This is a genomic window from Aquabacterium soli (assembly GCF_003933735.1).
GTDB lineage: Bacteria > Pseudomonadota > Gammaproteobacteria > Burkholderiales > Burkholderiaceae_C > Aquabacterium > Aquabacterium soli.
The window spans coordinates 41,976-55,011 of sequence record NZ_RSED01000019.1; the positions used below are offsets into that span (position 1 = coordinate 41,976).

The 13,036-nt window shown below is 66.5% G+C and carries 13 protein-coding genes; 5 read left to right on the forward strand and 8 right to left on the reverse strand.

What is annotated here, in order from left to right:
* Window positions 1–71 precede the first annotated feature (71 nt).
* The gene (locus EIP75_RS19120; RefSeq protein WP_125244891.1) at window positions 72–959 is read left to right on the forward strand and encodes a pirin family protein; all 888 of its coding nucleotides are present in this window, start codon (window positions 72–74) and stop codon (window positions 957–959) included.
* A 55-nt stretch (window positions 960–1,014) separates the two neighbouring features.
* A complete protein-coding gene (locus EIP75_RS19125; RefSeq protein WP_125244892.1) occupies window positions 1,015–2,322 on the forward strand; it encodes a hemolysin family protein in 1,308 nt (435 codons plus the stop codon).
* Between the two features lie 33 nt (window positions 2,323–2,355).
* On the opposite strand, the gene pgl is transcribed toward EIP75_RS19125, so the two are convergent.
* Window positions 2,356–3,060, reverse strand: coding sequence for a 6-phosphogluconolactonase (gene pgl / locus EIP75_RS19130; protein ID WP_125244893.1), 705 nt, complete (start codon window positions 3,058–3,060; stop codon window positions 2,356–2,358).
* A 96-nt stretch (window positions 3,061–3,156) separates the two neighbouring features.
* Between pgl and edd the strand changes: the two genes are divergently transcribed.
* Complete coding sequence (gene edd / locus EIP75_RS19135; RefSeq protein WP_125244894.1) at window positions 3,157–5,001, forward strand: phosphogluconate dehydratase; 1,845 nt, start codon at window positions 3,157–3,159, stop codon at window positions 4,999–5,001.
* A 56-nt stretch (window positions 5,002–5,057) separates the two neighbouring features.
* Window positions 5,058–5,708, forward strand: coding sequence for a bifunctional 4-hydroxy-2-oxoglutarate aldolase/2-dehydro-3-deoxy-phosphogluconate aldolase (gene eda / locus EIP75_RS19140; protein WP_233584953.1), 651 nt, complete (start codon window positions 5,058–5,060; stop codon window positions 5,706–5,708).
* Here eda and EIP75_RS19145 read toward each other — a convergent pair.
* Complete coding sequence (locus EIP75_RS19145; RefSeq protein WP_158622915.1) at window positions 5,699–6,301, reverse strand: TetR/AcrR family transcriptional regulator; 603 nt, start codon at window positions 6,299–6,301, stop codon at window positions 5,699–5,701. The genes eda and EIP75_RS19145 overlap by 10 nt on opposite strands.
* Window positions 6,302–6,408: 107 nt before the next feature.
* On the opposite strand from EIP75_RS19145, the gene EIP75_RS19150 reads away from it, so the two are divergent.
* Window positions 6,409–8,079 (forward strand): GMC family oxidoreductase, encoded by a 1,671-nt coding sequence (locus EIP75_RS19150; RefSeq protein ID WP_199758653.1) that lies wholly within the window; start codon window positions 6,409–6,411, stop codon window positions 8,077–8,079.
* Here the strand turns inward: EIP75_RS19150 and EIP75_RS19155 are convergent.
* From EIP75_RS19155 to EIP75_RS19180, 6 genes are all read right to left on the reverse strand, one after another.
* Window positions 8,049–8,651 (reverse strand): thioredoxin family protein, encoded by a 603-nt coding sequence (locus EIP75_RS19155; RefSeq protein ID WP_125244896.1) that lies wholly within the window; start codon window positions 8,649–8,651, stop codon window positions 8,049–8,051. The two genes, EIP75_RS19150 and EIP75_RS19155, sit on opposite strands and share 31 nt — an antisense overlap.
* Before the next feature lie 82 nt (window positions 8,652–8,733).
* Window positions 8,734–9,459: an HAD-IA family hydrolase gene (locus EIP75_RS19160; RefSeq protein WP_125244897.1), complete on the reverse strand. Its 726-nt coding sequence runs from the start codon at window positions 9,457–9,459 to the stop codon at window positions 8,734–8,736.
* Between the two features lie 45 nt (window positions 9,460–9,504).
* A complete protein-coding gene (locus EIP75_RS19165; protein WP_125244898.1) occupies window positions 9,505–10,380 on the reverse strand; it encodes a phosphoribulokinase in 876 nt (291 codons plus the stop codon).
* Window positions 10,381–10,394: 14 nt separating this feature from the next.
* On the reverse strand, window positions 10,395–11,501 hold the full coding sequence (locus tag EIP75_RS19170) for a class 1 fructose-bisphosphatase (protein ID WP_125244948.1): 1,107 nt from the start codon (window positions 11,499–11,501) through the stop codon (window positions 10,395–10,397).
* 85 nt (window positions 11,502–11,586) lie between these two features.
* Entirely contained in the window at window positions 11,587–12,573 is a 987-nt protein-coding gene (gene cbbX / locus EIP75_RS19175; RefSeq protein ID WP_125244899.1) for a CbbX protein, read from the reverse strand.
* Between the two features lie 16 nt (window positions 12,574–12,589).
* Window positions 12,590–13,030: a ribulose bisphosphate carboxylase small subunit gene (locus EIP75_RS19180; RefSeq protein ID WP_125244900.1), complete on the reverse strand. Its 441-nt coding sequence runs from the start codon at window positions 13,028–13,030 to the stop codon at window positions 12,590–12,592.
* Window positions 13,031–13,036 lie beyond the last annotated feature (6 nt).

The window sequence follows — 13,036 nt, forward strand, 5'->3', positions numbered from 1 at the left end:
CCCCCATCATGGATGCATCGACGCTGCGAGGCTCCCTGGACGGATCCCGCCACCGCGTCCAGGAGCCCCGCATGACCACTGCCGACACCACCGCCCTGCCCCTCACCCGCCCCGTGGCAACCGCCCTTCGCGGCCAGCCCGCGGAAGACGGTGCCGGCGTTCGCCTGACACGCGTCTTCCAGGCCCGCTCCACGCTGAACCTGGACCCTTTCCTGATGCTCGACGAGTTCGCGTCCGACCAGGCCGACGATTACATCGCGGGCTTCCCGTCGCACCCGCATCGCGGCTTCGAAACCGTCACCTACATGCTCGAAGGCCACATGCTGCACGAGGACCATCTGGGCAACCAGGGGCATCTGCGCGATGGCGATGTGCAGTGGATGACGGCCGGGCGCGGCATCATCCACTCAGAGATGCCGCAGCAGCAAGAGGGCCGCATGCGTGGCTTCCAGCTGTGGATCAACCTGCCCGCAGCCGAGAAGATGAAGCCCGCAGCCTACCGCGACATCCCAGCCGACCAGATTCCCCGTGCGGTCCTTGCCGACGGCGGCTGGGTGAAGGTGATTGCAGGCGAAACGGCCAACGCACAGGGGCAGCCCGTGCGCGGCCCGATCCAGGGCTTGAGCACCGAGCCGCTCTACCTGCACGCCCACCTGCCGGCCGGCGCAGCGTGGCGCACCGCCGTGCCGCCGGGCCACACCGCGCTGGTGTACGTGGCCGATGGTGACATCGAAATCGATGGCCGCGCCCTGCACCATGGCTGGGCCGGTGTGCTGGGGCACGGCGCCGAAGTGGCACTCGCCGCCGGCCCGCAAGGCGCCGACGTGCTGCTGCTGGCGGGCAAGCCCCTGCGCGAACCCGTCGTGCAGTACGGCCCCTTCGTGATGAACACGCGCGAAGAAATCGAACAGGCGCTGCGCGACTACAACCAGGGGACATTGGCCGGGCCTGAAAAATGATTCTGATAACCTTGCGGCATCGAAACCGATGGCCCGGCCATGCCCGGCGCCAGTCATGGAACTAGCACTGCTGATTTTTCTGATCCTGCTCAACGGCCTGTTTGCCATGTCTGAGATGGCCTTGGCCTCCAGCCGCAAAGCCCGTTTGCAAGTCATGACCGAGACGGGCGACGACGGCGCCCGGGTGGCCATGGACCTGCACGACAACCCGACGCAGTTCCTGTCCACCGTGCAGATCGGGATCACGTCCATCGGCGTGCTCAACGGTATCGTCGGCGAGGCCGCATTCTCTGCCCCTCTGGCCCAATGGCTGGTCTCGCAGTTCGAGATTTCCGAACGCGTCGCGGGCATCACCGCCACCGGCCTGGTGGTGCTGATCATCACCTTCGTCACCATCATCTTCGGCGAACTGGTGCCCAAGCGCGTGGGCCAGATGTTCCCTGAATCGGTGGCGCGCCTGGTGTCGCGTCCCATGCGCCTGCTGTCTCGGCTGACCAAGCCCTTCGTGGCCTCCCTGTCGTTCTGCACCAACGCGGTGCTGAGCATGCTGGGCATCAAGGACAACGGCAACCGCGGAGTGACCGAAGAAGAGATCGCTGCCAGCCTGGAAGAAGGCCTGGATGCCGGCGTGATCGAGGCGCACGAGCACCAGATGGTGCGCAACGTGTTCCGCCTGGACGACCGCCAGGTGGGCTCGATGATGATCCCGCGTGGCGACATGGCCTGGCTGAACCTCGAAGACACGCTCGACGAGAACCTCGCCGTGATCAAGGAGCATGGCCACTCGCGCTACCCCGTGTGCCGCGGTGGCCTGGACGATGTGGTCGGTGTGGCCACCGCGCAGCAGTTGCTGCAGCAGTTTGCGCAGACGCACACCGCTGACCTGACACTCGGTCTGCAATCGGCCGTGTTCGTGCCCGAAACCCTTTCAGGCATGGAACTGCTGGAGCACTTCCGCGCCTCCAGTTCGCAGATGGTGTTCGTGGTCGATGAGTACGGCGAGGTACAGGGCGTGATCACCCTGCGCGATGTGCTGGAGGCCATCACCGGCGAGTTCACCACCGCCGACGAACCAGAGGAAGCCTGGGCCGTGCAACGCGAGGATGGCTCCTGGCTGATCGACGGCCTGATCCCCGTGCCGGAGCTGAAAGACCGGCTGGGCCTGAAGAACCTGCCCGATGAAGACCGGGGCCGCTACAACACCCTGGCCGGCCTGGTCATGATGCTGCTGGGCCGCCTGCCCAAGACGGCCGACCACGTCGAATGGGATTGCTGGCGCTTCGAGGTGGTCGACATGGACGGCAAGCGCATCGACAAACTGCTGGTCAGCCGCACGGCTGAACCGGTGGGCGAAGACGGCTGAATCCCTGTCCCACGTGCACCACGCCCACATGCCTCAGGGCGCGTGGTACACGTGGCAGACTGCCTTTGATTCATGCAAGGCCCGGCGCACGGGCAGCTCGACCGTGTTACCCGGCGTGAGTGCACGGGCCAGTACCAGCTCTTTGTCGGCACCTGTGAGGTGCAGCAGCATGTGCCGGGCATCGAGCAAGGTTCGCGGCGTGAGCGTCATGCGGGGCTCGGGCACATTGGGCGCAGGCGGCACGCCAACAGCCGCGCAGTGCGCCTGCCAGACCGCATCCATCACCTGCCCCGGAAACCACGAGGCCGTGTGCCCGTCCCCTCCCATGCCGAGCACCACCACGTCTGCCGGCCACCCAATGGTGGCCAGACGAGACTCCACCGCAGGCTGGGCGGCTTCAGGCGTGTCCATGCCGTTGTAAAGCGGCACCCAGCGGGCCCAGGCCGCCTCGTTGCGCAGCAGGTGGCGACGTACCAGGGCTTCGTTGCTGGCCGGGTCGTCCACCGGCACCCAGCGCTCGTCGGCCAGGGTGATGGTGACGTGGGTCCAGTCCAACTCGGCCATTGACAGGCGCTGCCACATGGGCACGGGGGTGGAGCCGCCCGAGACCACCAGCGTCGCCCGGCCGCGCTCAGCGAGGGCCTCGCGCAGGCCCGCCTCGACTGCCTGCGCCACCTCGATCGCCAGGCTGGCCGCATCGGCCGCCCGGTGCAGCACCGGTCCAGCGTTCCCACCCATTACTTCGTCCTCACTGTGGTCATGGCGCCAGTGTAGGTCCAGCGGCACGCCCCCTGGGTTTATGCTGTGGAACCCACATTGACAGGATCGCTATCCGTGAGTCCCCACCCACGCCTGATCGAGGTCACCGCCCGCATCCGTGCCCGCAGCGCAGCCACCCGACAGCGCTACCTGCAGCACGTTGCCGCCCACCACGCCCGTGGCGTGCAACGCGCCGGGCTGGGCTGCACCAACCTGGCCCACGGCTATGCCGCCGCCCCGGAGAGCGACAAGATCTGGCTGCGCGCGCAGCACGCGCCCAACATCGGCATCGTGTCCTCCTACAACGACATGCTGTCGGCCCACCAGCCGCTGCTGGCCTTCCCGGCCTGGATCAAGGAAGCCGCACGCGAGCATGGCGCCACGGCGCAGTTCGCAGGCGGCGTGCCCGCGATGTGCGATGGCGTCACGCAGGGCCAGCCCGGCATGGAACTGTCGCTGTTCTCGCGGGACGTGATCGCCATGAGCACGGCGGTGGCCCTCACGCACAACATGTTCGATGCCACCTTGTGCCTGGGCGTGTGCGACAAGATCGTGCCCGGCCTGCTGATCGGCGCGCTGAGCTTCGGACACCTGCCCACCATCTTCGTGCCTGGCGGGCCCATGCCCTCAGGGCTGTCCAATGAGGCCAAGGCCAAGATGCGCCAGCGCTTCGCGGCAGGTGAAGTGGGCCCCGATGCGCTGCTGGCCGCCGAGGAGCAGTCCTACCACTCGGCCGGCACCTGCACCTTCTACGGCACGGCCAACAGCAATCAGATGCTGATGGAGATCATGGGACTGCACGTGCCCGGCTCGGCCTTCATCAACCCGGGCACGCCACTGCGCGAGGCCCTGGTGCGAGAAGCGGCCAACCGCGTCCTGCAGATCACCGCCCACGGCCCTGATTACACCCCCATCGCCGAGGTGATCGACGAGCGCGCCATCGTCAACGGCATCGTCGGCCTGATGGCCACGGGCGGTTCGACCAACCACACGCTGCACCTGGTGGCCATTGCACGGGCCGCCGGCATCCTGATCGACTGGAGCGACTTCGACGACATTTCGGCCGTGGTGCCGCTGCTGGCCCGCGTCTATCCCAATGGCAAGGCCGATGTGAACCAGTTCCATGAAGCTGGCGGCCTGGGCTTTTTGATCCGTGAGTTGCTCGATGCCGGCCTGCTGCACGAGGACGTGCGCACCGTGGCCGGCGGCAAGGCCGGCCTGCGCGCCTACACGCGCCATCCGGTGTTGCACGAAGGTCCCGATGGACAGCATGTGCTGGCCTGGGAAGATGCCCCCGCCACCAGCGGCAATGACCAGATCGTCGGCACCGTTGCCACCCCCTTCGCGGCCAATGGCGGCCTGCGCCTGCTGAAGGGCAACCTGGGCCGTTCGGTGATCAAGGTGTCGGCCGTCAAGCCTGAGCACCAGGTCGTGCAGGCCCCCGCCATCGTCTTCGAAGACCAGGAAGATCTGCTGGCCGCCTACAAGCGGGGCGAACTGCAACGCGACTTCATCGCCGTGGTGCGAGGCCAGGGCCCGCGCGCCAACGGCATGCCCGAACTGCACTCGCTCACACCCACCCTCACCAACCTGCAGGACCAGGGATTCAAGGTGGCCTTGGTGACCGACGGCCGCATGTCAGGTGCCTCCGGCAAGGTGCCCGCTGCCATCCACGTCACACCTGAAGCCCTGGCTCAAGGCCCCCTGGGCCGCGTGCGCGATGGCGATGTGATCCTGCTCGATGCGGTGGCCGGCACGCTGGATGCGCTCGTCTCGCCGCAGGAATGGGACGCACGCGATCTGCCAACGCTCGACCGTGAAGCGCATCACCATGGCATGGGCCGCGATCTGTTCGGTGGCATGCGGCACACCGTCACCGGTGCCGAGCAGGGCGCAGCCACCTTCGGTGGTGACTGGTGACGACCGCTGACCTGTGTTTCAACCCGCTCCATTGAGCCCACCCCACTGCTCACACCATGCCTGATGCACGCCCCGTTTCCCTGATCGATCAAGCCATGCGCCTGGCCCCGGTGATCCCGGTGCTCGTGGTGGATGAGGTGGCCCATGCCGCGCCGCTGGCCCGGGCCCTGTTCGAGGGCGGGCTGAAAGTGCTGGAAATCACCCTGCGAACACCGCAGGCCCTGGCAGTGATCGAGGCCATGGCGCGCGCCGTGCCCCAGGCTGTGATCGCCGCAGGCACGGTGACGACCCCTGCTCAACTGGCGGCAGCCCAATCCGCGGGGGCACAGTTCGCGGTGTCTCCCGGGCTGACACCCGCCCTGGCCGAAGCCACGCAACACCCCGGCGCCCTGCCCTTGCTGCCCGGCGTGGCCACCGCGTCAGAGCTGATGATGGGCCTGGATGCCGGCCTGGACCGTTTCAAGCTGTTCCCGGCCGAGGCGGTGGGCGGCATCAGGCTGCTGCAGTCCCTGCACGGCCCGTTCGCGCAAGCCGTGTTCTGCCCCACTGGTGGCATCACGCTGGAAAGTGCCCCGCGCTACCTGGCCCTGCCCAACGTGGCCTGCGTGGGAGGCTCGTGGCTGGCCCCCAAGGCGGCCCTGGCCGCCGGGCGCTGGGACGAGATCCGCGCGCTGGCCCAACAAGCCGCCGCACTCGCTCAAGCCTGAGCGGAAGGCTGACTCATCGATTCGATCGCCTGGGTCAGCAGCAGTTCGACCTGCTGGGCCGTCTGCGCCGGGTCATCTGACGCACTGATCAGTTGCGCCCCCTCGATCAGCAGCGCGATCAGCAGGTTCGACAACACCCCGATCGACACCTGGGGCAGCAATTCGGCCACGCCGTAGCGGCCTACCAGGCGGGCCAGCAGCCCGAAGGCGTAGCGCATGTCGATCTCGCGGCAGACCTTGCTGCCCAGCACCGCGGGGCCCTCCACGAAAAGCACCCTGCGGTAGCGGTCTTGAGTGGCCAGCGCCAGGAAGGCGCCGATGGGCCCTCCCACCGTGGTTTCCTGCATGCGCGGGTCCGCGGACAAGGCTGCGATCAGATCCTGTGACAGCAGCTCATAAGCCGCCAGGAACAGCGCCTTCTTGTCCTTGAAGTGATGGTAGACCGCCCCCTTGGTCGTCCCGATGTCTGCCGCCACGTCGTCCAGGCTGGTGCCCGCATGCCCATCCCTGGCGAAGCGCAGTGCGGCTGCCGCCACCAGCGCCTTGCGCGTGGCTTCTGCATGGGTATCCCTGAGACGTTTGACGCTCTTCATTCCATCTGACATACTATGAGTATCTTAAATTCTATTGGTATGTGGACTGTCGTGCTGGCGCGTTTTCGCTGGCTCAGATGGTTCGCCGGCCTGGAAGGACAAGGATCATGCTGGTGGACTATGTGGTGGTGGGCGGTGGGTCGGCAGGCTGTGTCGTGGCCAGCCGGCTGAGTGAGGATCCTGACGTGACGGTCTGCCTGCTGGAAGCAGGCCCCAAAGACTGGCACCCGGCCATCCACATCCCGGCGGGGATGCTGTGGCTGATGTTCAGCCGCACGCTCAACTGGCAGTTTACGACCCGGGCCGAAACCGAACTGGCAGGACGTCAGCTGTTCTGGCCACGTGGACGCATGCTGGGCGGCTCCAGTTCGATGAACGCCATGTGCTACACCCGCGGCCACGCGGCCGACTACGACCACTGGGCCTCGCTGGGCAACCAGGGCTGGGGCTATGCCGATGTGCTGCCCTACTTCAAGCGCTCCGAGCACCAGGAACGGGGTGCCAGCGAGTTCCATGGCGTGGGCGGGCCGCTCAATGTGATGGATTTCCGCCAGCCCAATGTGCTCACGCAGCGCTACCTGGAGGCCGCTGAGCAAGCCGGGTTTCCGCTGAACAACGATGTCAACGGTGCCGAGCAGGAAGGCGTGGGCTACTTCCAGGTCACGCAGAAGAACGGGCGGCGTTGCAGCGCGGCCAAGGCCTTTCTCAGCGACGAAGTGCGCGCACGCCCCAACCTCACGATATTGACAGGCGCACAGGCCACGCGCCTGCTGTCCCAGGGGCGACGCATCACCGGCGTGGCCTTCAGGCAGGGGCGACATCAGCGCGAAGTGCACGCCCAGGCCGAAGTGATCCTGTGTGCAGGGGCCGTGCAGAGCCCGCAGTTGCTGATGCTCTCGGGCATCGGTGATTCAGCCCACCTGCATGAACACGGCATCAACACCCTGCACCACCTGCCCGGCGTGGGCCGCAACCTGCAGGATCACCTGGACGTGACACTCACCTACCGCTCGCTGCAGCGCGTGTCATCGGGCCTGAGCTGGCGCAACATGCTGCGCATGCCAGGTGCCGTCCTGCAGTTGCTGACAAGCAGCTCCGGCTTCCTGACCAACAATGGGGCGGAGGGCTGCGGCTTCATCAAGAGCTCACCCGACGAGGCCATTCCAGACCTGCAGCTGCACTTCATGCCAGCCAGCCTGCGCAACCATGGGCGCGACCTGCGTTTCATGACCAACGAAGGCTTCACCATGCACGTGTGCCAGTTGCGGCCCAAGAGCCGTGGCCGCATCACGCTGGCCAGCACCGATCCGCTGAAGGCGCCCATCATTGACGCCGGCTACCTCACGCACCCGGAGGATCTGCAAACGCTGGTCAAGGGCTTCAAGCAGGTGCGGCGCATCTTCGCCTCACCGGCCTTCGACGCCTACCGAGGTGAAGAAGTGGCGCCGGGGCTGGATGCCATCAGCGACGAGGCCATCGAACAGCACATCCGTCAACATGCCGAATCCATCTATCATCCTTCGGGCACCTGCCGCATGGGACAGGGCGACATGGCCGTGGTCGATGATCAACTGCGCGTGCACGGCGTGCAGGGCCTGCGCGTGGTGGATGCGTCCATCATGCCCACGCTGATCGGCGGCAACACCAATGCCCCCACCATCATGATCGGCGAGAAAGCGGCAGACATGATCCTGCAGGCCCGCAGGCGAGCACGGCTGAGCGGGCGACACGCGGCCGCCCCCCTGGCTCAGAGCGAAGGCTGCGAGTACGCGGCCTGAAGCAGCACGGGCGACACCGCCGATTCGCGCCACTTGATCGAGCAGCCGATGCTGGGGTTCTGCTCGGCCGGGCCGTAGCCGTAGTGCGCAATCAAGCGCATGGCGTCGAACAGCTCGCGCGGCTCATCCTCGGGCGCCAGCTCCTTGCGCGAGGCGTCCAGGCGGCCACGGTACTGCAGGCGCAAGTCGGCATCGAAGCCGTAGAAATCAGGGGTGCACACGGCATCGTACGCACGGGCCACGTCCTGCGTATCGTCGTGCAGGTACTGGAACGGAAAGGCGTTCTCGGCCGACAGGCGCTTCATCTGCTCGAAGCCGTCTTCGGGGTAGGCCTCGTCGTCGTTCGAATTGATGGCGATGGTGTTCACCCCATGCTTGCTCAGCTCACGTGCCTCGCGCAGGATGCGCGGCAGCACCGCCTTCACGTAAGGACAGTGATTGCACATGAAGATGACCAGCGTGCCACGGGGGCCGGCCAGTTGCTGCAGGCTGTAGTACTGGCCGTCCACGCTCTGCAGCCGAAAGGGCTCTGCGGGCCAGCCGATGTCGGCGATCGGGGTGCTCACTGCCATGCTTTTCTCCTGGTCGAGGGTTCAGGGGTCACATCTTTCACACAATGATCGCGCCCGCTTCGTGACCGCACCGTGATGCGCGTCAAGCCGCCTTCGCGGCCACGGACAGCACATGGTCGGCCACCGCATCGATGCCGGGAAACAAAACGTCAGGATGCGACGCCTCGATGGGCATCCCGCCGTTGTAACCGTAAGGCACGGCCCACGCCGCCACGCCTGCCCGGCGTGCGGTGTCGACATCGATGCTGGAATCTCCCAAGTGCGCTGCCTGTGATTGAGGCACAGCCAGCGCGTCAAGGCAATACTGGATCACCGCCGCGTGGGGTTTTTTCTGTGCCAGGCTGTCACCGCCGACGACCAGGCGGAAGAAGGCGGACAGCCCGGTGGCCTGCAGCACCCGCACCGCGAACCGGTGCTCCTTGTTGGTGACGCAGGCCATCTGGATGCCTGCATCGCGCAGACGCGTGAGGCCCTCCAGGCAGCCCGGGTAGAGGCGGCTGTCGGTGCCCGTGGTGTCGTGGTAATGGCCTTCGAAGCACTGCATGATGGCCTCGAAATCCACATCCTCCGCGCGCGCATCCCCGGCCTCCACCGCCTGGGCCAGCAGACCCCGCATCAGCTCGCGGGTGCCATGGCCGATCAGCCGCGTCACATCGGGCAAGGCGCGGCGCGGCAGCCCGGTCTGCGCCAAGGTGCGGTTGGCGGCCTCGGCGATCTCGCTGGCGGTGTCCACCAAGGTGCCATCCAGGTCGAAGGTGATCAGGCGGACGCTGTGCGGCACAGCGTTGCCAGGGCATGGGTCGGTCATCAATCGCTCTCTCCTGGGTGGTGCGTCATGGCTGCATCAGTGCCATCACTGCATCTGCGCGCGGCGAATCTCCATCAGGCGCAGGATCATGGGCGTGAGGATCAGCTGCATGGCCAGGTCCATCTTGCCACCGGGCACCACGATGGTGTTGGCGCGCGACATGAAGGACTCCGGGATCATGGACAGCAGGTAAGGGAAATCAATGCCGCGCGGGTTGCGGAAACGGATCACCGTCATGCTTTCGCCGGCCGTCGGGATGTCGCGCGCGATGAAGGGGTTGGAGGTGTCCACCACCGGCACGCGCTGGAAGTTGATGTCCGTCTCGGCGAACTGCGGGCAGATGTAGTGCACGTAATCGTGCATGCGGCGCAGGATGGTGTCGGACACCGCCTCGCGCGAGTAGCCACGCGATTTGGTGTCGCGGTGGATCTTCTGGATCCATTCCAGGTTGATGATGGGCACCACGCCGATCTTCAGGTCCACATGACGGGCCACGTCCACCGTGGCGGTCTTGGCGCAGCCGTGCAGGCCTTCATAGAACAGCAGGTCGGTGTCCACGGGGGTGTCCACCCAGGCGGTGAAGGTGCCGGGCTCCTGCCCGTAGGGCGCGGCCTCTGATTCGTTGTGCAGGTAGTAGCGTGTCTTGCAACGGCCGGTCTCGCCATAGGCGCGGAACTGCTGGGCCAGCTCCTGCCACTCGTTGGCATCGGGACTGAAGTGGCTGAGGTGGCGGTTCTCCAGTTCGGCCTGCGCCATGGCCAGCTTCATCTCCGAGCGGCTGTAGCGGTGGAAGGCATCGCCTTCGATGATCGCCGCGCTCACGCCTTCGCGGCGGAAGATGGCATCGAAGGTGGTCTTGACGGTGGTGGTGCCAGCGCCGCTGGAGCCGGTCACGACGATGATAGGGTGGCGCTTGGACATGCTGATCCCCGCGTTCAGGCTTGAGGCTGCACGAACAGCGAGCGTGTGCGAAACAGCTGCCACGACACGTTCTCGCTGGGGTCGGCGTGGTAGCCCACAATGCGGTCGACCTCGTCCCGCGAGCCCAGGATCACGGGCACACGCTGGTGCAGCGTGTCGGGCACCAGGTCGAGCAGCTCGCTGGTGCCGTTGACGGCGCGGCCACCGGCCTGCTCCACCAGCAGGGCCATGGGCGCGGCCTCGTACATCAGGCGCAGGCGGCCGGGCTTGCGCGGCTCGCGGGTATCGCGCGGGTAGAGGAAGACGCCGCCGCGGGTCATGATGCGGTGCACCTCGGCCACCATGGAGGCCACCCAGCGCATGTTGAAGTCCTTCATGCGCGGGCCGCTGTCGCCGGCCACGCATTCGGCCACATAGCGCTGGATGGGCTTTTCCCAGAAACGCTGGTTGGAGGCATTGATGGCGAACTCGCACGTGTGCGCGGAGATCTGCACCTGGTCTCGCGTGAGCACCCAGCGCGGGGCGCTGCCCTGCCCTTCTCCACGCCTGTCCAGCGCGAAGACCAGCACGCCACGGCGGCAGGTCAGCACCATCAGCGTGGCCGGCCCATACAGCACATAGCCCGCCGCCAGTTGCTGATGCCCGGGCTGCAGGAAGCTTGATTCGCAGGGCGCCATGCCGCGGTAGCGGTGCGGCAACACCGAGAAGATCGTGCCGATGGAAATGTTGGCGTCGATGTTGGATGAGCCATCGAGCGGGTCGAACACCACCAGCTGGCTGCCCTGCAGACCATGGGCCTGCGACACATGCACCTGCTCATGCTCCTCGCTGGCCCAGCCGGCCACGTGGCGGCACTGGGCCAGGCTGGCCGCCATCAGGCCATCGGCGATGACATCCAGCCGCTGTTGAACCTCGCCCTGGCAATTGATGGCGCCAGCCACGCCCATGGCATCGGCCAGCACGCCCTGCGCCGCCACATCGCCGATGCGGGCGCAGGCCTGCGCGATGGCGCCCAGGGTGTCCCGCAGGGCCTGCGCCACCTCCGCGGGCATGTCCCCCAGGTGGTGCTGCAAGGCCTCGTCCAGCAAGGTGCGCGAGGGCTGGCTGGGCAGCGGTGTCATGGCGTTCATGGGGTGGTCCTCCGGCTTTGTAGATGTGTGTTTGTCGCGGATGCGCTGGGGGCTGGAGCTGCGTCAACGACGCCTCTCAAGCCGCCTGCACAGTGGCCCCGTCATCGGCCACGCCGAACAGCCGGCTGGCGCGGATGTCGCGGGCCTCCAGCGTGACGAGGTCATCACGGCCCAGCACCCGGTCCCGGTCGGTAAACAGGCGGCTGGCCTGGCGCAGTCGGGCACGGTCCAGTGCATTGCGCACGCTGCGGGCATTGGCAAAATTCGGCTGTGCCAGGCGCCGGTGCAGGTAGTCGTCGAACGCTTCGCGGGCATCCGGCCCGAAACGGTAGTGCTGCGTGGCCAGCATGGTGTCGGCGATGGACAGCAACTCGCCCACGGCGTAGTCCGGAAAATCCAAGTGGTGCGCGATGCGCGAAGACATGCCCGGGTTGCTCTTGAAGAAGGTGTCCATGCGGTCCTTGTAGCCCGCCAGGATCACGACCAGGTCGTCGCGCTGGTTCTCCATCACCTGCAGCAATATCTCGATGGCCTCCTGCCCGTAATCGCGCTCGTTCTCGGGCCGGTAGAGGTAGTAGGCCTCGTCGATGAAGAGCACGCCGCCCATGGCCTTCTTGAGCACTTCCTTGGTCTTGGGCGCCGTGTGGCCGATGTACTGGCCGACCAGGTCGTCGCGCGTCACGGCCACCAGGTGGCCCTTGCGGATATAGCCCAGGCGGTGAAGGATCTGCGCCATGCGCATGGCCACGGTGGTCTTGCCCGTGCCGGGATTGCCGGTGAAGCACATGTGCAAGGAAGGGCTCTGCGCCGCCAGGCCATGTGCGGCTCGCAGCTTGTCGATCACCAGCAGCGCGGCGATGTCGCGGATGCGGGCCTTGACCGGGGCCAGGCCGACCAGGTCGCGATCGAGCTCGTCCATCACGGCTTCGACCTGGCTTTGTGCCAGCACGTCGGCCACGGTGCGTGGTGCCGGGGATTCAACACGCACCGCGGCAGGCGCCTCTCCAACGGAGGCCGGCGTCTGCGTCTGGCTGCCCGGCAGGCTGTACAGCGGTGCGTTCATCGCGTGCTCCTTTGCATCAGCCCTGGTAACGCTCGCCCTCTGGGCGGTCGGCGGCATAGACACGCGTGGTGTAGCGCATGCTGCGGCCATCGATCTCCTGGCGCTCCAGGAAGAAGCCTGGCTCGCGCGCTGGCCGGTTGACGATGAAGCTCATCACCACCGTCTCCACACCGCGTGTCGAGTCAAAGGCCAGCAGGCGGATGTAGTGGTTGGGAAAGGCCTGCCGGCAACCCCTGAGCTCCAGCATCACGCCGGCCGCATCCTGCAGGTCGAACATGGGGTGGCCGTACATGTCCCAGTAGGTGTTGCGGGGGTGCGGATCATCCGTGTACTCCACGCTCCAGGCATAGCCCTTGTTCAGGCCATACTCGATCTGCATCGAGATCTCGTCGTCCGTCAGGTCGGGCAGGAAGCTGAACTGGCCTTGCGTCAGGCGGCCGGTGGGGTTGGTCATCATGGTGAA